This window comes from Sediminibacillus albus (genome assembly GCF_900101125.1).
GTDB lineage: Bacteria > Bacillota > Bacilli > Bacillales > Amphibacillaceae > Sediminibacillus > Sediminibacillus albus.
The window spans coordinates 135005-158458 of the sequence record NZ_FNFL01000006.1 but is presented as its reverse complement, the minus strand read 5'-3'; the positions used below and the strand labels follow the sequence as shown (position 1 = coordinate 158458).

Below are 23454 nucleotides of genomic sequence, written 5' to 3'. Positions count from 1 at the left end.
TTGTTTTCATGTACCATCGCTCCAGCAGCAGAGAGTTACACGATACACCTTACTGCTTTGTAAGGAACAAAATGAAACAGGCGGAGGTTCACATAGGCTACCTTTTTTACACAAAGTCCATTATAAGATTATTTAGCGAAGAAGTCAATACGTCGGTAGACAATTAACAATTACTGATAATTAAATAGGATAAATGTAGGAAAAAATTGCTTTTTCGTATATAATTAGGATATATCTCCTATATAATCAAGACTTATTGGATTAAGTTTTTCTTAATAGTTAAAGATTAAATACTAATGAAGGCAACGGACAGGGGATCAACCTTGTCGGCAAAGCCAGTTTATATGATAGGTGAGATTTCATGAAAACCAACAACAGGCAAGCAAGGTTCGAATTTTGGAATTACATAATTGAAGGTTTTATAAATGAAAGCAATGTCTCTGTTGATACAAAAGTAACAGAGATATGCAGAAAAGTTAAGCAGTTTTTGTCATTGGAATATGCTGCTGTTTATTTATATGATCCTTGGAAAAACAGTTATTTTCTTCATACAGATTCGGAAAAAGACGAAGAAGTATTGCTTTCAGAGCTGGCGGAAGAAGCAGTTAACATGAATAATACTCCCTTTGATAATAGGAAGATATTTTCAGGGAAACCTGTGTTAAAAGAGCAGACTTTCTTAGACTCCTTGTTAATTTCATTAGAGGAAGACGAGGTAATTGTTGGCTATTTTTTTGCGGCCACGGTGAATAGCGAGCATATGGAGACTAACATACTGGAATTTCAAGAAGTAGCAGGGGAAATCTCCAGCGTCATAAATAGTATGAATGTGCATGCCAGGATGGCCCAAAATGCAAACAGATTTGAAGTGTTATACCGGGTAACGGCAAAGTTTCATTCCTCTATCAATACCAATCATGTATTAGGAGAAGTGATTAATACATTAAAGGGTGTTTATCCAAGATTTGAATACTTTTTATTTTTATCGCAGGATTTTCCTTCCAATGGGGAACTGCCTATTAAAGAATTGATTTATAATGATAATGTAACAAATAAAGTAAGCGTCCATGCTTTTTTAACGGGGGAAGTGCAAATCGAGGAAGACCATGAAGTAAGTGAAACTTGTCTATACGCTCCCTTGAAGGGTACCCAGGGTGTTTATGGCGTACTGCAAATCATTTCACCCGCGGCTGTCGTTTTCCCTAAAGAAGAAGTCGAGTTTATTACATCACTGGCAAATGCTGCAGGTAATGCATTAGAAAATACGAGGCTTTACCAACAATCTAAGCAGTTAATCGAAGACTTGCAATTAATTAATGAGACCTCCCATACTCTTAATTCTAATCTAAGGTTAATTGAAACAACATCTTTTATGAACAGGCAAATAAAGGATAAATTCGGTGCACAAGAAATTGGGTTTATTTTATATAAAGAAGATGAAGAAGAGGAGTATGAAATTCTTGACGGAAGCACTGACTACTTCCTCCTCAAAGGATCCAACAAATTTCTGCCGACGATTCTTGACCTTTTGCAGAAGCAGCATGATTCCGTTTTTATCGGGGATTTTTCAATCAAATATCCCAATATCCCTTTACCATTTCATTCTGTAATGGCGATACCTATGGTTCAATCGAAACAAATAAAAGGGGCCATTATTGCGCTTCATAAACAACCGTACTATTTTTCATTTGAATCCTTCAAGCTGATTCAGTCCTTAGTCCATCATTCTACGCTTGCGTTTGTCAATTCGATGTTAAGAGAAAAGCTCGAACATTTGGTGATAACTGATTACTTAACTAGCTTGTATTCCAGAAAATATCTTGATGAGCAGCTGCAGGAACATTTGAAATCTGACGAACAGGGCTCCTTTTTGTTGATTGATATTGATGACTTTAAGAAATTTAACGATACATATGGGCACGAGGTTGGAGACGAATTAATTATTCAAGTTGCAAATATTATGAAGGGGCACCTCGGGAAGGAAGACTTTGCTGCCCGGTGGGGTGGAGAAGAGCTGGCGGTATATTTACCGAATGCCTCAATGGAAGATGGGCTGGAAACGGCACATCAGCTGGTCAGACAGGTGGAAGCTTTTACAGAGCCAACAGTAACTATTTCCGTAGGAGTCTCTTCCTGGGAGAAAAACCATAAAGATTTGGCAAGAAGTATTTTCGATAGAGCGGATGAAGCACTTTATGAAGCTAAGAAATTAGGAAAGAATTGTGTAGCTAAAGCAAAACATACAGCAGAATGAAGAAAAGCTGGCCTCCAGGCCAGCTTTTCTTGCTATCAAGACTAAATATACTTTTCAATTATAGCTCCAAACTGTTCTAAAAATTTTTCATCTTCTTCATCAAAACGATTTTTAATAGGGCTGTCAATATCCAGGACACCAAAAATCTCTTTATTTTTAAACAAAGGGACCACAATTTCTGATTGGCTCGCTGCGTCACAGGCAATGTGCCCCGGAAATTGTTCTACATCCTGGACCCGCTGCGTCTTGCCTTGTTGTACAGCTGTTCCACAAACGCCTTTTCCAGCTTTAATCCTTACACAGGCTGGAAGACCTTGAAATGGCCCTAAAACAAGCTCTCCATCTTTCCAAAGGTAAAATCCAACCCAGTTAACTTCTGATAAAAACTGGTTAAGCAAAGCTGATGCATTCGATAAGTTGGCAATCGCATCCTGTTCATCTTCAATAAGTGCTTCCAATTGTTTTAGAAGCAGTTTGTAATCTTTCTCCTTGGATCCTGAATAACTTTTTGCTTCAAACATGTAATCCCACCTTTAAGTATAAGTGTAAAATCCCCTGTCAAAAAACGTTGCTGAACGATTTGGCAACAGCGTTCGACGTTAATCGCCTCCTTAGGAAATCAATCGACTGTCAGCCTGCACGATTTGACGAGCGAAATATGCAGGACTCTCCTCTTATATGTCGTAAAAAGAAAAGAGGAGGTGGTAACCGTGAGCAATAATCAAACAAAACAAAAAGTAATGGATGCGGCTTGTCGATTGTTTTTTACGAAAGGATACCATGGAACTTCCGTACGTGACATTGCAAAGTCTGCTTCAATAAATGTATCTTTGATCAATTACTATTTTAATAGCAAGCAAGGGTTGTTAGAGTCCATCGTCACTTGCTACTATGAACAGTATTTGGGCCAATTAGAGGCAGTGATTACAGATACAAAAGCGATGCCTAAATTAGAGAGGCTGAAAAAAATGATTGCAGTAATTATACAATATAAACAAGCACACCATCAATTTACTTGTTTCATCCATAGAGAGCTTACGTTGGATTCGATTTTTGTCAGGGAAATGATGGTGACGTATTTGGCAAAAGAGAACTATTTACTAAGCTCTGTGTTTAATGAATCCTTGCAGAGAACTTCCCATACCAATTTAGATATGAAATTTCTCTTCATCCAATTTAAAGGTATGTTAAGCAGTCCATTTTCTTCGCCCAATGAATGGCGCAATTTTTTAGAGTGGAATCATTCCCAGGACTTCTTCGCTAAGAAATATACTAGTTTTATATGCAGCTGGATCGACCATTTAGCATCGGAAAATAGATATGAAGAAAGAGGCAATATCCATGTTCAATTCTAATCAAGTAAAAGCCGCGGGATAAGGTTGACGTCAATAAAAACGGCTGTTTTTACTGTTACGGGTTGCCTGCATTTATTTATCATTAGAAAAAAAAGTCGCTATATGAATAAATTTGAAAAAATATAACCAAAAATGTCGGTTCTCATGGTATCATATTAGTAATAATTAGTAATGATTGGATTTTAAAAGATAAATAGGAGAAATGGTTAAGGAGCTTTAAGCTCCTTTATTCCAGTTGGATATTTTATTTCTGGGGAATAAGTGATGGTGAAGGGGATTTAGCTTTTCAAGCATACAGTCTTCATCCTCCTTTTTCGATACATATAGTACTGGATTTAGTCAGGAGGTTATTTATGGCGTACATAATTGGCAGCATTCTTATACTTATAACATTAATTATTTTTGGGTTGATTTGGAGAAAAAGGGTTTATGATGAAGTTGACAGGTTAGAGGCTTGGAAAATGGACATCATGAATCGAAATGTAACGTCGGAATTATCCAAAGTGAAAGCCTTAAATTTATCAGGGGAAACTCAGGAAAACTTCGAAAAATGGAAAGAGCGCTGGGATTCAATTCTGACCAGGGAGCTTCCTGATATGGAAGAATATTTATTTGATGCTGAAGAAGCAGCGGATAAATACCGAATGCCCACAGCAAAACAGAACTTGTTAAATGTAGGAGGGGCGTTAAAAGCAATAGAAGCGGATATTGAGCAGATGTTTATCGAGTTGGAACAACTGCTCGATTCTGAAGAAAACAGCCGTAATGCAGTTGAAGAACTTAAACCGAGGGTGAAGGAACTCCGGAAAAAACTTCTTCAAAACCGCCATAACTTCGGAAATTCGGAAGTGCGTTTTGAATTGGCATTAGATGAGCTGAATCAAATGATCGATAAATACCATCAACTCACCGACGATGGAAATTATTTTGAAGCACAGAAACAGGTAGATGAATTGAAAGGTGAGCTTGACTCGCTGGAGGGTGAAATTGAAGAGTTTCCAGCTATTTATAAAACATGCAAACAAACACTGCCAAACCAGCTGGATGATTTGCTGACAGGAATTATTGGCATGAAAAATGATGGATACCATATAGACCACCTCGGTTTCGAAAAAGAAATTCACAGGTACCAGGCAGAGTTGTTAGAGTGTCTGGAACATCTGGAAAAAGGTGTACTGGATGAAATTCCTCAGTTTATTGAACATGTAGAGGAAAGAATGAAAGAGATGTACCAGCTCTTGGAAAAAGAAGCGATTGCTAAAAACTATGTCCTTAAACAACTGCCAGGTTATCGGAAAGAACTTAAAGAGGAACTTCGGGCTTTGGAGGAAACAAGACTGGAAGTGGAGACGCTGCAGGAGTCTTACTACTTTGAAGATAACGATATGGAAACCCACTTAAGCCTTGAGAAGAAAATGAAGCTGCTGAAGGATCAATTGGAAGAAATCGATAAAGGGCTTAATGAGCAAAAGCTTACCCATATTGAATTAAGAGATAAGGTGGAAGCCGGCTTTAAGGAATTGGAAGATTTGACGGTTTTACACGAGCAATTCAGAAGCCAAATCCAAACATTAAGAAAAGATGAAATAGAGGCAAAAGAACTGATTCTGGATATGCGCAAAGCCATGCAAAACTCCCATCGGATGTTAATGAAGAGTAATATTCCAGGTGTGCCATCTTATATATGGAAACTGTTAGAGGACGCTTCGATTCAAATTGAAGAAGTCACCCATAAGCTGGAAAAACAGCCGTTGGATATTGGCGAAATTCAACACTCGCTGGCCAAAGCTGAGGATGTAGTACACTCCATGACTGAACAGACAGATATGCTTTTGGAGCAAGCACGATTGGTGGAATTGGTGATTCAGTATGCCAACAGATACAGAAGCCAATACCCTTTGCTATCGGCCAGGTTGTCGGAAGCAGAAAGTCTGTTCCGGAAATATGAATATGAATCAGCTTTAGAGGAAGCTGTCCAGGCATTGGAAGATATTGAACCAGGAGCATTGAAGCGTTTGGAAGAGTACAATAAAGTTCCAGGCTAGGTGTGATCAAATTGAAAAAGCTGGTAATCATCTTCAGTTTTACTGTTGTATTCCTTTGGGGTACCTCATGGTGGCTGCTAACGGAAAGCAATATGCAAGAGGACACGGCTCCTGTACGGGATCACTCAACAGGGAAGCGGTCTGAAATACCCTATATAAATACCAGTGCCTTAACTATGGGTGATCGGCTAATAACTGACCAACGCGCACTCGCCAATGAGTCTGACACCGAGAGTGTCCGTGAAAATCGGCGCATATCGATTGACTTTTTATTATCTGCTTTGGATATTGAATAATGAACTAATACTGAAACCCCTGCTGTATAATTGTAGCAGGGGATTATTTGTGGTATTATAATTGATTGCAAATAAAGGGGGCTGCTTACTGCCATGATTTATTTAGATAATAGTGCAACAACTAAGCCGTATATAGAAGTCATCGACAGTTTTAACCAAGTGTCAGAAAAATATTTTGGAAATCCTTCATCGATTCATCCAACAGGTGCAGAAGCGGAAAAGCTGCTTTTGAGAGCAAGACAGCAGGCTGCTAGTGTAATGGATGTTGAAGAGGAAGAAATTGTCTTTACTTCAGGAGGAACGGAAGGGAATAATACAGCCATCAAGGGTATTGCGTTAGCACATCAAACCAGAGGAAAGCACATTATAACCTCGCAAGTGGAGCATCCATCTGTTTTGGAGAGTTGCCGGGCCTTGGAAAAACTGGGGTTTACAGTAACCTATCTGCCTGTTGACCACGTTGGAAGCGTGTCAACAACGGACCTGGAGGCTGCTATTACAGAAGAAACTATTTTAATCAGTATCATGCATGTAAATAACGAAATGGGCACCATACAACCAATCAAGGAAATAGGTTTAATCGCTAAAAAGTACCCGAAATTGCACTTTCACGTAGACAATGTGCAAGGGTTCGGAAAGGTGCCGTTGCGATTAGCAGATAGCGGCATTGATCTTTGTACTGTCTCTGGCCACAAAATCCATGGGTTAAAAGGTACTGGATTTTTGTATGTTAGAAAAGGTACGTTGCTGTTTCCTTTGTTGCATGGGGGAGACCAGGAGATGTCCTATCGGTCAGGAACAGAGAACTTAGCTGGAAATGCAGCACTCGTAAAAGCCATTAGGATAGCCTTAGAAAATCAAACTTCAAAAATCCAGCATCTTTGTCACTTAAAAGAAACACTTTGGAATTATTTATCTGCCTTAGATCAAGTGGTTATAAACTCACCAAAGGACCATGCCCCGCACATTATTAATTTTTCAGTTCCGGGGTTTAAACCTGAAGTTGTTATTCATGCATTAAGTGAAAAAGGTTTTTACATCTCAACAAAGTCGGCGTGCTCCTCAAAACAGGAAGACCAAAGCTCCGTATTGGCTGCTTGCGGGCTGCCTGATTCGAGAAGCAATCATGCCTTGCGAATCAGCCTTTCCTATCAAAATAAACAAACAGAAATTGAAGAATTTTGTAAAGCCTTTAGTGAAGTCTTAAATCAATTAAGTGAAGTAATGGGGTAGATAGAAATGCAATATGAATACATTGTCCTCCGCTATGGAGAGATAGCATTAAAAGGAAAAAACAGAAAAAATTTCACCGTTAAATTACAAGAAAATGTGCGAAATAAATTAAAAGAAGTACCAGATATAAAAATCAAAAGACAAAGAGACCGAATGTATGTCTTACTGAATGGCCAGGACCCTGAACCAATCATCGAGAAATGCCGGCATATTTTCGGTATTCACAGCTTGAGCCTGGCTATTAAAGTAGAAAATGATACAGAAGAAATAAAAAAAGCTGCTCTTTTTGCTCTCGAGGAAGCAGATGGGGTAGAAACTTTTAAAATTACTGCTAAAAGAACGGATAAGTCGTTTCCGATTAAGTCCCAAGACTTGAATCAAGTATTGGGAGGGTATCTGTTGAGTAACACTGATGGCTACACGGTCGATGTCCATTATCCCGATATAGAATTGAGAGTAGAAGTACGCCAGGATGGAACTTATATCACTTCTCAAAAAATTGCAGGAGCAGGAGGACTGCCTGTCGGATCTTCGGGCAAAACGCTTTTGCTTCTTTCTGGCGGCATTGACAGCCCTGTTGCCGGTTACTTAACAATGAAGCGGGGCGTTCAGGTGGAAGCCGTTCACTTTCATTCGCCGCCGTTCACTAGCGAAAGATCGAAGCAAAAAGTATTTGATTTGGCGCGCAAATTAACTGATTATGGCCATTCCATCCGTATTCATGTTGTTCCGTTCACAAAACTGCAGCAGAAAATACACCAATCCATCCCTCACGGTTATTCGATGACAGTGATGCGGCGCATGATGATGAGAGTAAGTGAGAAAATTGCTGAGAGAGAAGGTATTCTTTCATTAACTACCGGGGAAAGCTTGGGACAGGTAGCGAGCCAGACAATGGAGAGTATGCATTCCATCAATGAGGTAACTAACTATCCCGTGCTTCGCCCGTTGATTGCTATGGATAAAGAGGATATTATCGATATATCGCAATCGATTGATACGTATGATATCTCTATTCGACCATATGAAGATTGTTGTACCGTATTTGTGCCTAATGCACCTAAAACTATGCCAAGGCGTGAAAAAGTCAATCAGTTTGAACAATCAGCAGACTTTACCGAAGAATTAAATGAGACACTTGCTAATATAGACATTGTAAGCATTAAGCCTGCCTCTGAAGAGGAACGGGAATTTAGCGATCTCTTGTAATAATACTGGGGTTATTTGCAACAACTACCATTCGCCGTACTGAATGATTCACTTCCTAGAGGATATGATAAAAATGTTATAAGGAGGTGAATCATCATGGCAAATAACAACAATAGCAATCAGCTTTTAGTTCCAGGTGTTGAGCAGGCGCTTAACCAAATGAAAGTGGAAATCGCTCAAGAATTTGGTGTACAGCTTGGTGCTGATACAACTTCCCGTGCTAACGGTTCTGTAGGTGGAGAAATCACTAAACGTTTGGTGTCAACTGCCCAACAACAGTTCCGCGGATAATAATAAATAATATTTTGGCATAAACAAAGGGTAGTGATGCACTACCCTTTTCTTTTATGTCTGAAAAGTTTAAAATGATTAACAATTAAACAACCTTCTTATGGTCTGTAACAGGAGAACAACGCAAAAATTCTTGATCAAGGCCATGTTTATCTTGGAAGTAACTATTATCAATCAACAAAGAAGAAGGTTCGCAAAGGGGAAGAAAAGGCAATGGGAACACTATGGCAAGGCGGCAATATTTATACAATGAAAGCTGAAATGGATAAAGTAGAAGCAGTTTTTACGGCAAACGGTTTGATTCAGGATACTGGATCGCTTTCTGAATTGAGAGCTAAATATCAGGAAGAAATAGACACTGTTCATCATCTGCAGGGGAAAACGATGTTCCCGGGTTTCATTGACAGCCACTTACATATCATCGGCCACGGTGAAAAGTTAATCCATTTGGATTTATCTGCACTGCAATCTCCGGAAGAAGTTCTCCAGGCGCTACGCAGCCGATCAACCCAATTAGCAGCCGGCGAATGGCTGATCGGAGAGGGATGGAACGAGAATCAATGGGAAACACCAAGAATACTGCATAAAGATGAACTGGACGCTATTTGTCCGGAAAATCCGATGGTATTGAACAGAATTTGCAGGCATGCTTTGCTTGCCAATACGGCTGCAATGGAAATGGGAGGTATTAATAGAGATACAGCGGACCCGCAGGGTGGGGTAGTCGTAAGGGATTCAACAGGCGAACCGACTGGCTACTTTCTCGATACGGCGCAAGAGTTTATTAAGGCCGTGGTTCCATCGATGTCAGAAGAACATTTAACAGCTATCGTACAAACGGCGGTAGATGATCTCCATCAGTATGGATTAGTCGGCGGGCATAGTGAAGATTTAAACTATTACGGAGGCTTTACTAAAACATATAATGCTTTTAAAAAAGGAATCGATGGAATCAAGCGTAAATTCCGCGCGCATTTACTCGTGCATCATGAAGTAATCGAGGACATGGCAGCTGCTGGATTGGATTATCACCAGGGAACACCTTACATTGAAATGGGGGCAATGAAAATCTTTTCTGACGGTGCGCTGGGCGGACGAACAGCTTGGTTGTCAGAGCCATATCAGGATGAGCCTGAAAACTCGGGTATCAACATTCATAGCCAGCAAAGATTGGAATCACTTGTTCAGATGGCTCGGAAATATGGCATGCCTGTCGCTGTGCATGCTATTGGCGATAAGGCGGTTGAGGCAGTAGCAAAAACATTACAGAAGTTCCCTCTGGATAATGGCAGGCGGGATCGGATCATTCATGCACAGATCGTAAACGAGGAGCTGTTAGGGCTATTAGAACAATTGGACGTCGTATTAGATATCCAACCGACTTTCGTTGCCTCCGATTTTCCTTGGATAATCGACAGGATTGGAGAGAAACGGTTAAAATATGCTTATGCTTGGAAATCCTTTTTGAATAGACAGATTCCGTGTGCAGCCGGGTCGGATGCACCAATTGAAAGTGTAGACCCGTTACTCGGCATTGAAGCTGCAATCTCAAGAAAATCAACCGCAAATGGAGAAACTTACCAGGATCATGAAAGATTGTCTATGTATGAAGCAATCTCACTATATACGAAGGGAAGTGCCTATGCATCATGCCATGAACATGATCAAGGCAAAATTGAAAGAGGTTATACTGCAGATTTCACCATACTTGACAAGGATCCTTTTACCATTGACCCAGAGCAAATACATACTTTAAAAGTAGAGCAGACAGTAGTGGACGAAGAAGTTGTATATCAAAGAATCCAGTAATTAAAAAGGGCTGTCGGGAGTCCCTCGACAGCTTAGGGAGGTTTCCGGACAGGAAACCTCCTTTTTATATGTTTGGATTATTTTCTAGAGAAATGTCCTTTTCACTCGGTCCCAATAAGAGTTATTTTTCAACTTCACTGTCTTCACGATTTTGTCGCTTAAAGTAACTGTTAAGTCTTTTACGTTCCGGACAGAGTATGCTTCATTGTCAAAACCGATGATTGGATAATCATTACCATCCTGAATAACTTTTAAAGTCAACTTCCTTGTCTTATCAAGAATAAATGAAGATCCCAGTGTGCGATACCTGTTGTTATTTAAAGAAGCCAGCTCAGTTACTTGAAAGCATGGTGTTTTGGGATCAACAACGGCACCATGAGTAGATTTATTGTATCCTGTACTGCCTGTTGGAGTGGCGACAATCAAGCCATCTCCGCGGAACGTTTCAAAATGTTGGTCATCGATAAAAACATCCATAACGATTGTTTTTATCAAAGTGGATCTAATACTAGCTTCATTAAGGCATAGGAAGTGGGCTTGGTTATTGACTAATACATCTATGACGGGAAAGCGGCGAACTTCCATTTCTTCGTGTAACATCGAGTTGACCATTTCGTCATAGTTATCAAGATTGAAATCACAATACAATCCTGCCTCATTCGACTTGGCTATTCCTGTGTATAAACAATCCTGCCTAAATCCGGTTTTTCTTACTGCCTGCAGAAAAGCCCCGTCTCCGCCTACACTTATGATAATGTTGGCATCGGCTGAATTTTCTACAATATTGAATCCGTTATCTTTTGCTAAATTAAATAAAGGTTGTAACCTCTTTTCTAATTCATCTTCTTTTGGATAATAAAAATATAGGTTGCGGCGTTTATCCATCAATGCTTCCTCCTGTCTTACTAGAAACTTGATCCCAGTTTGTCCATTTAAAGGCTGACAATCCGTTCCGCCAGTCGTTTAATGGACAAAGACTAGTATGATCCCATGTTATCATCATTTTTTTAAGATTCCCAGCAGGAAAGTATCTATGAAAGTTAGTTTAACCATCTGTCTTTTTGAAAATACTGGTGAAGACGGAGGTGATCTTGTATGTGGTGGGTATTTTTGATTGGATTAATGATTATTCTTTTAGTGATTTCACTGCTGTTCTTACGTGTGCATACAACTTTTTATTACACATTCAGGGATGGCTCTGACTATCTCAAGCTGGAAATCAAAACGCTTGGGGTCAATATACTTACCAAAGAAATAGAAGTATTAAGCGCCGGCGACAGCCATTCACCTTTTAAACAAAAGAATCCTGTTTCTATAAATATCCAATATCTTAAAAGCAAATGGGAGAAGTTCCGTGAAACAAGGAGGACCATCACAAGTATACTTCCGCACCTTATTGAATTTTTATCTAAAATAACCATAAAAAAACTGACATGGACTTCAAAGCTCGGATTAGACGATGCTACTTTAACCGGAGTAGCTGCCGGTGCTGGCTGGAGTATAAAAGCAATTATTCTCTCCTGGATTAATGAACATGTCTATAAATTAGCTGCCTGTGATGTAGATGTACAGCCATTGTTTCAGCAAGACCGGATTCACACAGAACTAGAGTGTATTTTTTCCATTCGATTGGGACAAGCTATACGCATCTTTCGTCATATAGCGAAGTATCTGCCTAAACAGAATACGCAGGCAACCAAAGAACCTATTAAAACCTAAGGAGGCTAGTCACATGAGTGAACATCCAATTGAAGGGTTAATGACTACAGCCATGGAAAATCTAAAAGATATGGTTGATGTCAATACTATTATTGGTGATCCGGTAGAATCTCCAGACGGTAGTATGATTATTACTGTCTCCAGAGTGGGTTTCGGTTTTGCAGCTGGGGGATCCGAGTTTAAAGGCGGCCAATCTGGCGGCAATTCCAGTTCTGATTCTGACTCTGACTCTGATTCTGAGGGAAGCAGCAAAAGCAGTCTCCCATTTGGCGGCGGCAGCGGCGGGGGCGTATCAATTACACCGATAGCTTTTCTTATTGTCAATCAGAAAGGTGTGCAAATGATCCATCTAGATCAACACACACATCTTTACGAAAAATTGCTTGAATTTGCTCCACAGGCTATGGACAAGATTCAAGAAATAATTGATCAATCCACTGGCAATAGCAATAAAAGTAAAAAGTCCAAAGAGGAAAAGAGCAAGTCTAAGCAGGACAAAGATAAAAGCAAAGACAAAGACAATAGTGAGGATGAGGAAGAGTAGAGGGCGATTTCATTATGTTAGACAATCTTACCCATTGCCTTCATAATTATAAAAGATAAATTAATTTTTGGAGGCTGATAAAATGGCAGAAGTAACTTTTAAAGGAACGCCTATGACTCTAGTTGGTAAAGAAGTAAAGACAGGAGACCAGGCTCCCGACTTCAAGGTATTAGATAATAGCTTGAATGAAGTTAGTTTAGCTGATTACAGCGGCCAGGTAAAACTAATTAGTGTGGTACCATCCGTTGACACAGGAGTATGTGCAGAGCAAACGAAAAGGTTTAATGATGAGGCTGAAAAGCTTGGTAATGTTAAGGTTTTAACTATTAGCATGGACTTGCCTTTTGCTCAAAAACGTTGGAAAGCGGCTAATGATATCCAGCATATAGATATCTTTTCCGACCATAAAGATGCCGACTTTGCAGAAAATTACGGGGTGCTGATGCAAGAGTTACGCTTGCTGGCCCGTTCCGTGTTTGTAATTGATTCAGAAGGAAAAGTAACTTATACAGAGTACGTGAGCGAAGGAACTAACCATCCGAACTATGAAAAAGCCTTGGAAGCTGTCAGAACGACTAATTAATCAGTAATTGATCAAAAGGCTGCCCCAACTGTCAGGGTCTGATTCATTTTAATGCGAGGACACATCGTTTATATTCCTTGCTGTTACTAATGAAAAAGACGAACTTCAGAAGGGCAGCTTTTTTATGTTTTAAATAAGAAAGAGCACAGAGTAAGTAAAAGATACATAGCGAGTATATTGAATTGGTAAACATATTTTTTCGTTGTCTCGGCTTGTTTTGTTAAAATTAAAGGCTGATGAACAGAATGGAATGGGGGAAGTATTTTGGAACACAATAACATTGAACATATTTTCAATTGGCTCGATGGAGCGTCTGAACAGGCACAGCATCAGATGAATATAACTTATTTGGATGGTCTGGCTCTAGTATTGGAATTTTTATTCACGCAGAAAGCAACAGAAGAAATGACTGATTTATTAAAGCAACAACTGCAAAAAAAAGCAACTGAAATTGATATAGACAACTTTGAGAAAGAAGAGATAAGAAAAGGGATACAGCTGGCAGCATTGAAGGGGATGAAGGGAGCCACGCAGCAACAACATTTAATTACGCCTGACACAGTGGCAATGTTTGTCGGATACTTAGCCAATAAGCTCATCCAGTCGAATCAGCAAATACGTTTATTTGACCCTGCGTGTGGAACAGGTAACTTATTGACGGCCGTAATAAATAATTTGCGGGTGAACGCTATTCCTTTTGGGAGTGAAGTAGACCCTTCCCTAATAAAAATTGCATTGATGAGTGCCAATTTGCAGCAAATTGACCTGGAACTTTTTCATCAGGATAGTTTGCGTCCATTTTTAATGGAACCTGGAGACTTGATTGTTTCAGATTTGCCTGTTGGTTATTATCCAGACGATATTGTAGCCAATGATTATGAATTAAAGGCAGATGAAGGACATTCCTATGCGCATCATCTTCTTATAGAGCAAAGCATGAAATACACCAGTCCGGGTGGATATTTGATGTTTATTATCCCGAACTTTCTATTTGACAGTGACGAGGCCTCCAAGTTAAACGCCTTTATCCAAAAAAATGCTCATATACTTGGTCTAGTCCAGTTGCCAACAAGCATTTTTAAAACAGAAAACAATGCGAAAAGCATCTTTATCCTGCAAAAAAAGGGTCAAAATACAAAGCCGCCAAAAGAAGCCCTGATGGCGAAACTGCCATCATTCAAAAATGCATCGGCGATGAACGATATTCTGGTCAAAATCAATCAATGGTTTAAAAAGGAAGGAATATCGCAAACATAAAGAAATAGTTAGAAAATAAAGATTTTAAATGGCAAGCGTTATCATTAAAACCTTGATATTGCAAACTTTCTAAAGCGGTGTTTAAATGAGTAAGGGAAGAATGATAGAACGAAATGTTAGGACGTATTAACGAAAGGGTTGAATCAAATTGAGCAAAATATTAGCTATAAATGCAGGAAGTTCATCACTTAAATTCCAATTGATCGAAATGCCTGCGGAAACAGTATTGGCTAAAGGCTTGGTAGAACGGATAGGAATTGAAAACTCTGTTTTTACTATAGAAGTCGGTGAAAATAAGGATGAAACAACAACAGAAATACCGGATCATGAAGAAGCGGTAAAAATGCTGCTGGAAAAATTGACCTCCTCAGGCGTCATCCAGTCGCTGGAGGAAATTGATGGAATCGGCCATCGTGTCGTCCACGGCGGCGAGCGGTTCAGTGATTCGGTAACTATCACAGAAGAAGTAATCAATGAGATAGAAGAAGTATCCGAACTTGCACCATTGCACAATCCTGCCAACCTTACAGGGATTCGTGCCTTCCGGGATATTTTGCCTGAAGTACCATCAGTTGCAGTATTTGACACAGCTTTTCATCAAACGATGCCAGAGCAATCTTACTTATATAGTCTTCCGTATGAATATTACAAAGAATACGGAATTAGAAAATATGGTTTCCATGGTACTTCCCATAAATATGTTTCACAGCGGGCTTCCGAGTTATTAGGTTTGCCATTGGATCAATTAAGGCTGATTTCCTGTCATTTGGGAAATGGTGCAAGTATTGCTGCTATTGAGAACGGAAAGTCCATTGATACCTCTATGGGCTTTACGCCTTTAGCTGGAGTGACAATGGGGACAAGATCTGGAAATATTGACCCTGCTTTGATTCCATATATTATGGATAAAACAGGTAAAACAGCCAATGAAGTGATGAATGTATTGAACAAAGAAAGTGGAATGCTTGCTCTGTCTGGTTTCTCAAGCGACTTAAGAGATATTACCCAAAGAGCGAAGGATGAAGATGAGCGTGCAGAGCTGGCACTTGAGGTGTTTGCTGAAAGAATCCATAAATATCTTGGTTCCTATGCTGCGAGGATGCATGGGGTAGATGCAATTATTTTCACTGCTGGTGTGGGCGAGAACAGTACCGAAATTCGTGAAAGAGTTCTAAAAGGACTGGAATTCATGGGTGTTTATTGGGACCAGTCATTGAATAATATTCGCGGCAAAGAAGCTTTCATAAACTATCCGCACTCTCCCGTAAAAGTAATTGTTATACCGACGAATGAGGAAGTTATGATTGCAAGAGATACCATCAGGCTTACTCAATAGTATGTTAATACAAGAAACGCAAACCAGGCTAATACAGCCTGGTTTTTTTATCGAGATTTATTTGTTGGAAGGGTCCTGAAAGGCATCAATATGGTAAGATAGAGAAAATACTGGAAGAGGGGTAAACACGGAAGGCGATAAACCAATCGCTCAGGAAATCAAACAAAGGCGATTTCAAGCCGAAGCATGGCAGAAGCTGTTGGATGAAGCTTCTTTTGCATCAGAGTATATATATCAAGGTGAGGTAGAAGTGATCGAATACTCTTGGCTTCATCAGCCTCTAAAACAAGCGTTAAAGTCATTGTTTATTCTATCGTCTAAAAAAAAGGCGGTACAGCGAATCCCGATAGTAGGAGTGGCTGTTGCCGCATCTGCTAACTACCAGATCCCTAAAAAAGTGGGAGAGTTCGCCCTGCGTTTTTATCAAAAACGAGGGATGGCAGAATCACAAGAACAATAGAAACTGATTCTTAGCCTACCCTTTATTTAATAAGGAGATAGGCTATTTATTATTCACTTCTAACGACAAGTACATCACAGGAGGCATAGCGGGTTATACTTTCAGAAACACTGCCAATCAAAAATCTTTCGACTGGATTCATCCCGGTAGCGCCACAAATAATCAAATCTGCCTGATAAGCTTTGGCAACATTCTTGGCGATTTTTATCTTAGGAGAACCATACTCTATGTCTATTTTGATGTCTTTTACACCGGCTGCTGCAGCTTTTTCCTGGTAGCCTGTCAGTAATTCATTCGCATAGGCTTCCGACCGTTCAGCCAGCGAACGATCATAGGCTTCTGCAGTTGCAAACGTGCGATGGTCAATGACGTGAGAAAGAATTAGCTGGCCATCATTCCGTTTAGCTATATTAACCGCTTTGTTAAATGCCAGCTCAGCAGCTTTAGAGCCATCAACCGCGACAACGATATGCTTATATTCAAACTCCATAGCAAATTCTCCTTTCACTCATTGGTACTTTCTTTTAGTATATCATGGAGAAGAATTTCTCCCTAGATTCATTTAAATAGAATTTCAATAAAAGGTAATGTAGGATAAAAGTGAGATTTTTTGTAAGATATCTTGTAGTGGAGGTGCTCGTGTTGGGTCATGCACTAATATCGGCAGGGACAAAAGGGTTAGGCAGGAAGGTAACAGAAGCATTTCTGCAAGCAGGTCATCAAGTAACTGCTACTTATCGGCAAGATAGTACAAAGGCAAGTGAGTTACAACAGAAGTATGGCAGTGATAATTTGTTAATTGTACAAGCTGATGTATTGAAAAAGAATCAATTGAAAGCGTTAATAAATCAGGCAAATGAGACATTCGGAACGATTGACTACTTAATTAATAACGCTGGGCCATATATTTTTGAAAGAAAGAAATTAATGGACTATTCACAAACGGAATGGGATGCTATGATAAAAGGGAATTTAGATTCTGTGTTTCATCTACTCCAGCTGACTGTTCCCGGGATGAGAGCCCAAAACTTCGGACGAGTTATCAACTATGGATTCCAGGGAGCTAACTCTGCGTCTGGATGGCTGTACCGTTCCGCTTTTGCGGCAGCTAAAGTAGGGCTGGTTTCTTTAACGAAAACGTTTGCATACGAAGAGGCTGAATATGGTATTACTTCTAATATGGTATGCCCGGGAAACATAACAGGTGAAATGAAAGAGGCTGGAATAAAGGCAAGCAGAGCGGTCCCGGACAGCAACACTCCAATTGGCAGATCCGGCACCGGAGAAGACATCGCGAGAACCATTTTGTTTCTCTGTGAAGAGGATTCAGATATGATTACTGGATCAGTATTTGAAGTGACAGGCGGGTTAGACGTCATTCATCGATACCGTTGAATGATATTTATACATAAATAGACCTCCTGAAGCCCAAACTGGGTGAGGGAGGAAGAAGACTACTTTGGAGGGGTTAAGATGAATATAGGTATACCAAGAGAAATCAAGAACAATGAAAATCGTGTAGCGATGACACCAGCAGGAGTAATTACTCTGCAGAATGCCGGGCATACTGTGTTTGTTGAAACAACAGCAGGTGAAGGCTCAGGCTTTACGGACGAGCAATATAAAAAAGCAGGCGCGATAATTGTCGAAACAGCAGCCGACGCGTGGAAACAGGAAATGGTAATGAAAGTAAAAGAGCCGCTTCCTGGTGAATATGGCTATTTTTATGAAGGATTGATTTTATTTACATATTTACATTTGGCCCCTGAGCCGGAGTTAACGAAGGCATTGATTGATAAAAAGGTCGTAGCCATTGCCTACGAAACCGTTCAGTTATCTAATGGTTCTCTGCCTTTGCTAACCCCTATGAGTGAAGTAGCCGGCAGAATGGCTTCGCAGATCGGTGCACAATTTTTAGAAAAGCCAAAAGGCGGTAAAGGTGTGCTGCTATCGGGTATTCCCGGCGTTAGAAGAGGCAAAGTGACGATTATTGGAGGTGGCGTAGTTGGCACGAACGCAGCTAAGATCGCGATGGGATTAGGTGCTGATGTGACAATTATGGATTTAAATCCTGACCGTATGCGCCAGCTTGATGATATTTTTGGGTCCTCGATTAATACATTGATGTCTAACCCTTTAAATATTGAGGAAGCTTTGCAGGAATCAGACCTAGTGATTGGTGCTGTCCTTATACCGGGAGCCAAAGCCCCTAAACTTGTAACAGAACAAATGGTACAAGCTATGAAAGAAGGATCTGTCATTGTCGATGTCGCAATCGATCAGGGAGGAATATTTGAAACCACCGATCGGATTACTACGCACGACAACCCTACATACAATAGGCATGGTGTATTGCACTATGCGGTAGCAAACATGCCAGGGGCTGTCCCCCGCACATCGACAATAGGCCTGACGAATGTCACTGTGCCATATGCATTACAATTGGCAAACAAGGGATATCGTCAAGCGTGCAAAGAAAATGCAGCTCTTAGAAAAGGAATAAATACATTAGATGGTTATCTGACATACCAAGCTGTTGCTGAGGCACACCAACTTGAATACGCAGAAGTTCAAGATCTTTTAGAAAGAGCAACAGATTGAATGGATGAAAGGTTTATTGAAAGATTGAAAAGAAAAGTCCTTTTTACAGCGATGATGTTGACTTATCGGACGAAGGTGCAGGAAGTTCACTAGACGCTAGGCGCTGCAGCAGGACATAGAAAAAGAGCGCAGGGCGGCCTAAGAGACTGAAAAACTGAAGCTCAATGATAGTTAGAATTTTAAAAAAGCGGTCTGTGTGGGATTTAATTTCCATACAGACCGCTTTTCGTCTAATTTCAAGAGGTTTGTTCCCTCTATTCATTCATTTGTTTAACGATTCGTATCATATTTGCTGTAAAAATAGCCATAGCACCTTGAATACGTATGCCTTCGAGGCCCACAGATGAGACGACCTCATATCCGTGTCTATGTAAAATCACTCTTTAAGATTGACCTCTGTTGATTCCACAAGGGGCGTTCGTTGGTGACGCCTGCGGGAACAGCACGAGCCGAAGATCCACTTGGTCAAGTGGTCTTCTTGACCAAGTTAGCTGAGGCCGTGCCCGCGGCAAGCATCCACCGACAAGCGATTCGTGGAATCGACAGATGTCGCACTGTGTTTCCTTCCTGCGGGGCAATCCAGTTCCAGCGACGCTGATCAGGCGCTTCCGCTTTTCTTTCATCATCAATCAATTATTTGTAGTGTTTTAGGGAAATTGGTCAGGAGTTCTGGTCCTTTTTTCGTCATAAATAGTTCGTCTTCGATTCGGACTCCGCCAACATTCGGCACGTAAATACCAGGTTCAATGGTAAAGCTCATCCCCTCTTGCAATGATAAGTCATTTTCCGAGGTTAACGAAGGATATTCGTGGACATCTACTCCTATTCCATGGCCGATGCGGTGTGTGAAATACTGTCCATACCCTTGGCTGGCAATATGCTCTCGTGCAGACTGATCCATTTTTCCTGCAGCATTTCCGATTTGCGCTTCTTGAATAGCCTTTTCCTGGGCAGCTAATACTGTTTGATAAATTTTTTCCTGGTCTGCTCCAATATTTTTATAGGCCACGGTTCTAGTGATATCGGAACAATAGCCTTCGAAGACCACTCCAAGATCAAACAAGACTAAGTCACCTGGTTCTATTTTATCCTGGCCAGGAGTACCATGTGGAGATGCTGTTTTCTTTCCAGATAAAACCATTGTAGAAAAGGACATTTCTCTTACACCTTGCTTCTTGAGTTCATATTCAATTTTGGCTAGTATTTCCATTTCAGTGATTCCTGCTTTAATAGCTTCTACACCGGTTTTTACACCAAAGTCTGCTAAATCGGCTGCTTGCTTTAAAATCGTATATTCTTTCTTGTCTTTAATAACCCGCAGGCTTGCAAGAATGGAGGTAGCATCAGTTATCTGTGCACCGCTTACTGCCTGTTTTAATTGTTCCAGCCTTGCTACTGAAAAATCCTCTTTTTCAATAGCTATTGTATCAGGTGAGCTTCCCCTGTCTTTCAAATGGTTCTGGAAAAGCACCCAAGGGTTATCCTGGTCTTTATACGTTAGAATGTCACCCTTCCATCCTGCTGCTAATGCATCTTCTTTTTCCATCTCAGGCAGAATAAACAGAGGGTTGCCGGCAGTGTCTACATAAATAGCGATAAGCCGCTCATGAGGATCCGTATAGTGGTTACTTAAATAGTACACATTTGCTTGGGAAGTAACTAGTGCACTCTCATAGTTATTCTCTTTGAGTTGATTGATGACTGACTGTAATCTATCCATTGATTTTCCACCTTTCTTATTTCTGTTGATTAGTATAACAAACTAAGTCCTACGAATGATAACGATACAGGAACGAACGCCAATATGTTTTTTTGTTGGAAAGTTTGTTAACATAAATGAAGCAGGAATAAAAATTGAAATAATGAAACCTTCCTGGAAGTTTTTCCGTATGAAATAATATATAAGGATTAATCCTGGAAAGCAGAGGTGAACAAGTGGGACTGTTCTCTAAACTCTTTAAAAAGAATGAAAGCAATCCACCAATAAAAGAACGTTCAGCATTATCCATCGAAGTTGGTGATATTATTACCTATGAATTGGTTGATTATGAAGTTGTCGGCAAAATAATTTATCGGCAAGATTCATACGAATGGTTTGGTTATCAACTGTTGGAAGGCAAGAATATTATATGGTTGTCTGCAGAAATGGACGACGAGCTGGAGCTTGGTATCTACCAGACAATCAACCTTCCGGTAAATCAGCCTTTTCCAAAACAGCTGACTTATCAGGACAATATTTATTATCTTGATGAAACTGGGGAAGCAAGGGTAGTCGGAGAAGGCAGAAGCAAAAATATAAATGGCAGGCAGATAACTTATGCAGAGTATTATGATGAAGCAGAAGAACATTTTATCAGCTTGGAAGAATGGGGAAGCGAGATAGAGGCGAGCTTTGGCTATGCAATTGAGCCCTATGAAATTAAAATTATTGCAGGTTCGATATAATAAGGAGGAATTTTTTATGTTCAAAATGTTTAAACGTGTAAGTACACTAGTAAATTCAGAACTAAATGCTATGTTGGATAAAGCAGAAGACCCAGTCAAAATGCTGGAGCAATTTATGAGAGATATGGAGTCTGACATTAGAGAAGTAGAAGGCTCTGTTGCCAAACAAATAGCCAATGAAAAAATGTTGAATCGTAAATATAATGATGCACAAGCATTAGTAGACAAAAGACAAGCACAGGCAGAAAAAGCTATCGAGGCAGGAAATGAAGATTTAGCAAGACGTGCTTTAAAAGACAAAAAAGACCAGCAGCAGCAGGCTGATTCACTTAAAGAATCTTGGGAAAGAGCGAAGGCAGACTCAGAAGTGCTTCGTGAAAAACTTGATGAAATGAAGAAAGAATATCAGCAAATGAAGCTGAAGAAAGACTCGCTAAAAGCTCGTGCAGAATCTGCCAAAACAAGAACAAAAATGAACAGGACAATGTCTTCTATCGGAAGTGATGATTCGAAACGCGGATTTGAAAGGATGGAAGAAAAAGTCTTGCAATTTGAAGCGGAGGCAGATACGAGCGACGATCTTTCAACAGAAAGCAAGTCCTTGGATGATGAATTTGAAAGTTTAGAAAAAGATGATGTCGATGATGAATTATCGGCATTGAAAAAAAAGCTTGGCAAGGAATAACAAACCAGTAACCATCCGTAAGTATTAGGATAAGAGACGGATGGAAATGGTTGAACCCTTGTACCCGGCTAGGTTGCAAGGGTTCTTTATTTTCAACAAGAATACCGAAAGGAGGTCTGACTTTTAATATGCCTAAAATCTTAGGAGTGAGCATGCTATCTTTAATATTGATTCTGGCATCATGCGGTCCGCTCAGCAACTCACAGTTATCTGGCTCAGAAGAAAAACCATCCGTATCGGTCGACGAAATTCCAGATGAACCCAGCCAATCAGAATTAAGAGAAAAGCTGGAATCGGCTTCTGACACGGAAATAGAAGCACTTATTTCTAATAACTTTCATCTTTTGGATGTCGTATCAGGTGATGATGGGAATGCCAATGTATATGCTACCAGGCAATTTACCAGGGAAGAACTGGTGTCCCTCATAACCGAAATAAACTCCCCTGATGAGAAAAGTGAAGTGAAAGATAACCAGCAAATGTTAATCTATCCTAATCATTTCGTTACTTTTAAAACAAGTGAAGAGGATAATGAAGTTTTGTTGATCGAAGTTGCTTCAGATCAATTTGTGAGGAGTAATTATTCCCCCAACTACTTAAATGGATTTTTTACATTTCTACTTATCAACAGGATGCTGGGCACTAGCAGCTGGGAAAGATCCCGGATGGATCAGTGCAAAAACAGCAGCTGTTATGGCGGCTACACCACACAAAACCGCGGTGGCCTCAATACAAACAGGGGAATGTCATCATACAGGGGCGGCGGGTCAAGTTCTGGAAAATAATTAGAGGAGGTATTATCGAATGGAACCATTTATTTCTACATTGATTTATTTTATTATTGCTATCCTTGTGGTCCTGGTCGGACTGATAATCTTTGAAATGTTGACAAGAAAGTACAAGGATTGGGAGGAAATTGCAACCGGCAACACTGCAGTTGCTCTATCAGTTTCAGGTAAAATCATAGGGATATGTATTGTTTTAGCTTTTGCTATCTATAACAGCATCAGTATTTGGGAGACAGTTATTTGGGGAGCTTACGGAGTTGTCTTACAGATGATTGCTTATCTTCTATTTGAAGCTTTGACAAGGAAATTTTCCGTCGAGGCTAAGATAAAAGAAAATAATGTAGCTGTTGGTATTGTTTCCATGGCTGTTTCCATAGGGTTAGCATTTGTCATCGGTGCGTCCATTACATAATTTATCAAGAGGCCTGACTTTAAGATAGCTGAGTCAGGCCTGATTTTATTAGGATGCATTGGGTTACGGAATTAATTAGTAAGAATAATCATTACAGAAGTAATGGTTGATTTGATAGACGGAGTGAACAAA

24 protein-coding genes are annotated in these 23454 nt (G+C 40.1%); 20 read left to right on the top strand and 4 right to left on the bottom strand.

What is annotated here, in order from left to right; translation table 11 throughout:
- The first annotated feature begins 361 nt into the window (after positions 1–361).
- Complete coding sequence (locus tag BLR93_RS14870) at positions 362–2254, top strand: sensor domain-containing diguanylate cyclase (RefSeq protein ID WP_245690170.1); 1893 nt, start codon at positions 362–364, stop codon at positions 2252–2254.
- Positions 2255–2295: 41 nt separating this feature from the next.
- Here BLR93_RS14870 and BLR93_RS14865 read toward each other — a convergent pair whose 3' ends face one another.
- The gene (locus BLR93_RS14865; protein WP_093216238.1) at positions 2296–2775 is read right to left on the bottom strand and encodes a GAF domain-containing protein; all 480 of its coding nucleotides are present in this window, start codon (positions 2773–2775) and stop codon (positions 2296–2298) included.
- A 189-nt stretch (positions 2776–2964) separates the two neighbouring features.
- On the opposite strand from BLR93_RS14865, the gene refZ reads away from it, so the two are divergent.
- From refZ to BLR93_RS14830, 7 genes are all read left to right on the top strand, one after another.
- Positions 2965–3609 (top strand): forespore capture DNA-binding protein RefZ, encoded by a 645-nt coding sequence (gene refZ, locus BLR93_RS14860; protein WP_093216234.1) that lies wholly within the window; start codon positions 2965–2967, stop codon positions 3607–3609.
- 353 nt (positions 3610–3962) lie between these two features.
- The gene (gene ezrA, locus BLR93_RS14855; protein ID WP_093216232.1) at positions 3963–5654 is read left to right on the top strand and encodes a septation ring formation regulator EzrA; all 1692 of its coding nucleotides are present in this window, start codon (positions 3963–3965) and stop codon (positions 5652–5654) included.
- A gap of 11 nt (positions 5655–5665) precedes the next feature.
- Positions 5666–5950, top strand: coding sequence for a hypothetical protein (locus BLR93_RS14850; protein ID WP_093216229.1), 285 nt, complete (start codon positions 5666–5668; stop codon positions 5948–5950).
- A 93-nt stretch (positions 5951–6043) separates the two neighbouring features.
- Positions 6044–7183 (top strand): cysteine desulfurase family protein, encoded by a 1140-nt coding sequence (locus BLR93_RS14845; RefSeq protein ID WP_093216227.1) that lies wholly within the window; start codon positions 6044–6046, stop codon positions 7181–7183.
- Positions 7184–7189: 6 nt separating this feature from the next.
- Positions 7190–8392, top strand: coding sequence for a tRNA uracil 4-sulfurtransferase ThiI (gene thiI, locus BLR93_RS14840; protein ID WP_093216224.1), 1203 nt, complete (start codon positions 7190–7192; stop codon positions 8390–8392).
- 96 nt (positions 8393–8488) lie between these two features.
- Positions 8489–8683 (top strand): alpha/beta-type small acid-soluble spore protein, encoded by a 195-nt coding sequence (locus BLR93_RS14835; RefSeq protein ID WP_093216222.1) that lies wholly within the window; start codon positions 8489–8491, stop codon positions 8681–8683.
- Positions 8684–8896: 213 nt separating this feature from the next.
- A complete protein-coding gene (locus BLR93_RS14830; RefSeq protein WP_093216219.1) occupies positions 8897–10492 on the top strand; it encodes an amidohydrolase in 1596 nt (531 codons plus the stop codon).
- Between the two features lie 84 nt (positions 10493–10576).
- Here BLR93_RS14830 and BLR93_RS14825 read toward each other — a convergent pair whose 3' ends face one another.
- Positions 10577–11377: an NAD kinase gene (locus BLR93_RS14825; protein ID WP_093216217.1), complete on the bottom strand. Its 801-nt coding sequence runs from the start codon at positions 11375–11377 to the stop codon at positions 10577–10579.
- Positions 11378–11587: 210 nt separating this feature from the next.
- Here BLR93_RS14825 and BLR93_RS14820 point away from each other — a divergent pair, with 210 nt between their 5' ends.
- The 6 genes from BLR93_RS14820 to BLR93_RS14795 all read left to right on the top strand — a co-directional run bounded on the left by BLR93_RS14820 (position 11588) and on the right by BLR93_RS14795 (position 16391).
- The gene (locus BLR93_RS14820; RefSeq protein WP_093216214.1) at positions 11588–12211 is read left to right on the top strand and encodes a DUF2953 domain-containing protein; all 624 of its coding nucleotides are present in this window, start codon (positions 11588–11590) and stop codon (positions 12209–12211) included.
- Between the two features lie 13 nt (positions 12212–12224).
- Positions 12225–12755 (top strand): GerW family sporulation protein, encoded by a 531-nt coding sequence (gene ytfJ / locus BLR93_RS14815; protein ID WP_093216211.1) that lies wholly within the window; start codon positions 12225–12227, stop codon positions 12753–12755.
- An 82-nt stretch (positions 12756–12837) separates the two neighbouring features.
- The gene (gene tpx, locus BLR93_RS14810) at positions 12838–13338 is read left to right on the top strand and encodes a thiol peroxidase (RefSeq protein ID WP_093216209.1); all 501 of its coding nucleotides are present in this window, start codon (positions 12838–12840) and stop codon (positions 13336–13338) included.
- Positions 13339–13602: 264 nt separating this feature from the next.
- On the top strand, positions 13603–14595 hold the full coding sequence (locus tag BLR93_RS14805; RefSeq protein ID WP_093216206.1) for a class I SAM-dependent methyltransferase: 993 nt from the start codon (positions 13603–13605) through the stop codon (positions 14593–14595).
- A gap of 148 nt (positions 14596–14743) precedes the next feature.
- Positions 14744–15931, top strand: coding sequence for an acetate kinase (locus BLR93_RS14800; protein ID WP_093216204.1), 1188 nt, complete (start codon positions 14744–14746; stop codon positions 15929–15931).
- A gap of 145 nt (positions 15932–16076) precedes the next feature.
- On the top strand, positions 16077–16391 hold the full coding sequence (locus tag BLR93_RS14795) for an EcsC family protein (RefSeq protein ID WP_093216201.1): 315 nt from the start codon (positions 16077–16079) through the stop codon (positions 16389–16391).
- 49 nt (positions 16392–16440) lie between these two features.
- Here the strand turns inward: BLR93_RS14795 and BLR93_RS14790 are convergent, their stop codons facing one another.
- Positions 16441–16881 carry a universal stress protein gene (locus tag BLR93_RS14790; RefSeq protein WP_093216199.1) on the bottom strand — a complete coding sequence of 147 codons (441 nt, stop codon included), beginning with the start codon at positions 16879–16881 and terminating at the stop codon, positions 16441–16443.
- 152 nt (positions 16882–17033) lie between these two features.
- Between BLR93_RS14790 and BLR93_RS14785 the strand changes: the two genes are divergently transcribed.
- Together BLR93_RS14785 and ald are read left to right on the top strand one after the other, a co-directional pair.
- Positions 17034–17786: an SDR family oxidoreductase gene (locus BLR93_RS14785; protein ID WP_093216196.1), complete on the top strand. Its 753-nt coding sequence runs from the start codon at positions 17034–17036 to the stop codon at positions 17784–17786.
- A 78-nt stretch (positions 17787–17864) separates the two neighbouring features.
- A complete protein-coding gene (gene ald, locus BLR93_RS14780) occupies positions 17865–18992 on the top strand; it encodes an alanine dehydrogenase (protein WP_093216194.1) in 1128 nt (375 codons plus the stop codon).
- Between the two features lie 625 nt (positions 18993–19617).
- Here ald and BLR93_RS14775 read toward each other — a convergent pair.
- Positions 19618–20712 (bottom strand): M24 family metallopeptidase, encoded by a 1095-nt coding sequence (locus tag BLR93_RS14775; protein ID WP_093216191.1) that lies wholly within the window; start codon positions 20710–20712, stop codon positions 19618–19620.
- Between the two features lie 215 nt (positions 20713–20927).
- Here BLR93_RS14775 and BLR93_RS14770 point away from each other — a divergent pair, with 215 nt between their 5' ends.
- The 4 genes from BLR93_RS14770 (at position 20928) to BLR93_RS14755 (ending at position 23322) form a co-directional block, all read left to right on the top strand.
- Positions 20928–21437 carry a DUF4178 domain-containing protein gene (locus BLR93_RS14770; RefSeq protein ID WP_093216189.1) on the top strand — a complete coding sequence of 170 codons (510 nt, stop codon included), beginning with the start codon at positions 20928–20930 and terminating at the stop codon, positions 21435–21437.
- A 16-nt stretch (positions 21438–21453) separates the two neighbouring features.
- The gene (locus tag BLR93_RS14765) at positions 21454–22122 is read left to right on the top strand and encodes a PspA/IM30 family protein (protein ID WP_093216186.1); all 669 of its coding nucleotides are present in this window, start codon (positions 21454–21456) and stop codon (positions 22120–22122) included.
- Between the two features lie 128 nt (positions 22123–22250).
- A complete protein-coding gene (locus tag BLR93_RS14760) occupies positions 22251–22907 on the top strand; it encodes a DUF4247 domain-containing protein (protein WP_093216184.1) in 657 nt (218 codons plus the stop codon).
- Between the two features lie 19 nt (positions 22908–22926).
- Positions 22927–23322, top strand: a complete 396-nt coding sequence (locus BLR93_RS14755; protein ID WP_093216181.1) for a DUF350 domain-containing protein — start codon at positions 22927–22929, stop codon at positions 23320–23322.
- Positions 23323–23454 lie beyond the last annotated feature (132 nt).

Excerpts from the sequence above, each read along its gene's own strand:
- BLR93_RS14765 (WP_093216186.1), top strand. The coding sequence starts at position 21,454 with ATGTTCAAAATGTTTAAACGTGTAAGTACACTAGTAAATTCAGAACTA.
- BLR93_RS14865 (WP_093216238.1), bottom strand. The coding sequence starts at position 2,775 with ATGTTTGAAGCAAAAAGTTATTCAGGATCCAAGGAGAAAGATTACAAA.
- BLR93_RS14845 (WP_093216227.1), top strand. The coding sequence starts at position 6,044 with ATGATTTATTTAGATAATAGTGCAACAACTAAGCCGTATATAGAAGTC.
- BLR93_RS14825 (WP_093216217.1), bottom strand. The coding sequence starts at position 11,377 with ATGGATAAACGCCGCAACCTATATTTTTATTATCCAAAAGAAGATGAA.
- BLR93_RS14830 (WP_093216219.1), top strand. The coding sequence starts at position 8,897 with ATGGGAACACTATGGCAAGGCGGCAATATTTATACAATGAAAGCTGAA.
- BLR93_RS14820 (WP_093216214.1), top strand. The coding sequence starts at position 11,588 with ATGTGGTGGGTATTTTTGATTGGATTAATGATTATTCTTTTAGTGATT.
- ald (WP_093216194.1), top strand. The coding sequence starts at position 17,865 with ATGAATATAGGTATACCAAGAGAAATCAAGAACAATGAAAATCGTGTA.
- tpx (WP_093216209.1), top strand. The coding sequence starts at position 12,838 with ATGGCAGAAGTAACTTTTAAAGGAACGCCTATGACTCTAGTTGGTAAA.
- thiI (WP_093216224.1), top strand. The coding sequence starts at position 7,190 with ATGCAATATGAATACATTGTCCTCCGCTATGGAGAGATAGCATTAAAA.
- BLR93_RS14870 (WP_245690170.1), top strand. The coding sequence starts at position 362 with ATGAAAACCAACAACAGGCAAGCAAGGTTCGAATTTTGGAATTACATA.
- BLR93_RS14755 (WP_093216181.1), top strand. The coding sequence starts at position 22,927 with ATGGAACCATTTATTTCTACATTGATTTATTTTATTATTGCTATCCTT.
- BLR93_RS14760 (WP_093216184.1), top strand. The coding sequence starts at position 22,251 with ATGCCTAAAATCTTAGGAGTGAGCATGCTATCTTTAATATTGATTCTG.
- BLR93_RS14775 (WP_093216191.1), bottom strand. The coding sequence starts at position 20,712 with ATGGATAGATTACAGTCAGTCATCAATCAACTCAAAGAGAATAACTAT.
- ezrA (WP_093216232.1), top strand. The coding sequence starts at position 3,963 with ATGGCGTACATAATTGGCAGCATTCTTATACTTATAACATTAATTATT.
- BLR93_RS14835 (WP_093216222.1), top strand. The coding sequence starts at position 8,489 with ATGGCAAATAACAACAATAGCAATCAGCTTTTAGTTCCAGGTGTTGAG.
- ytfJ (WP_093216211.1), top strand. The coding sequence starts at position 12,225 with ATGAGTGAACATCCAATTGAAGGGTTAATGACTACAGCCATGGAAAAT.
- BLR93_RS14790 (WP_093216199.1), bottom strand. The coding sequence starts at position 16,881 with ATGGAGTTTGAATATAAGCATATCGTTGTCGCGGTTGATGGCTCTAAA.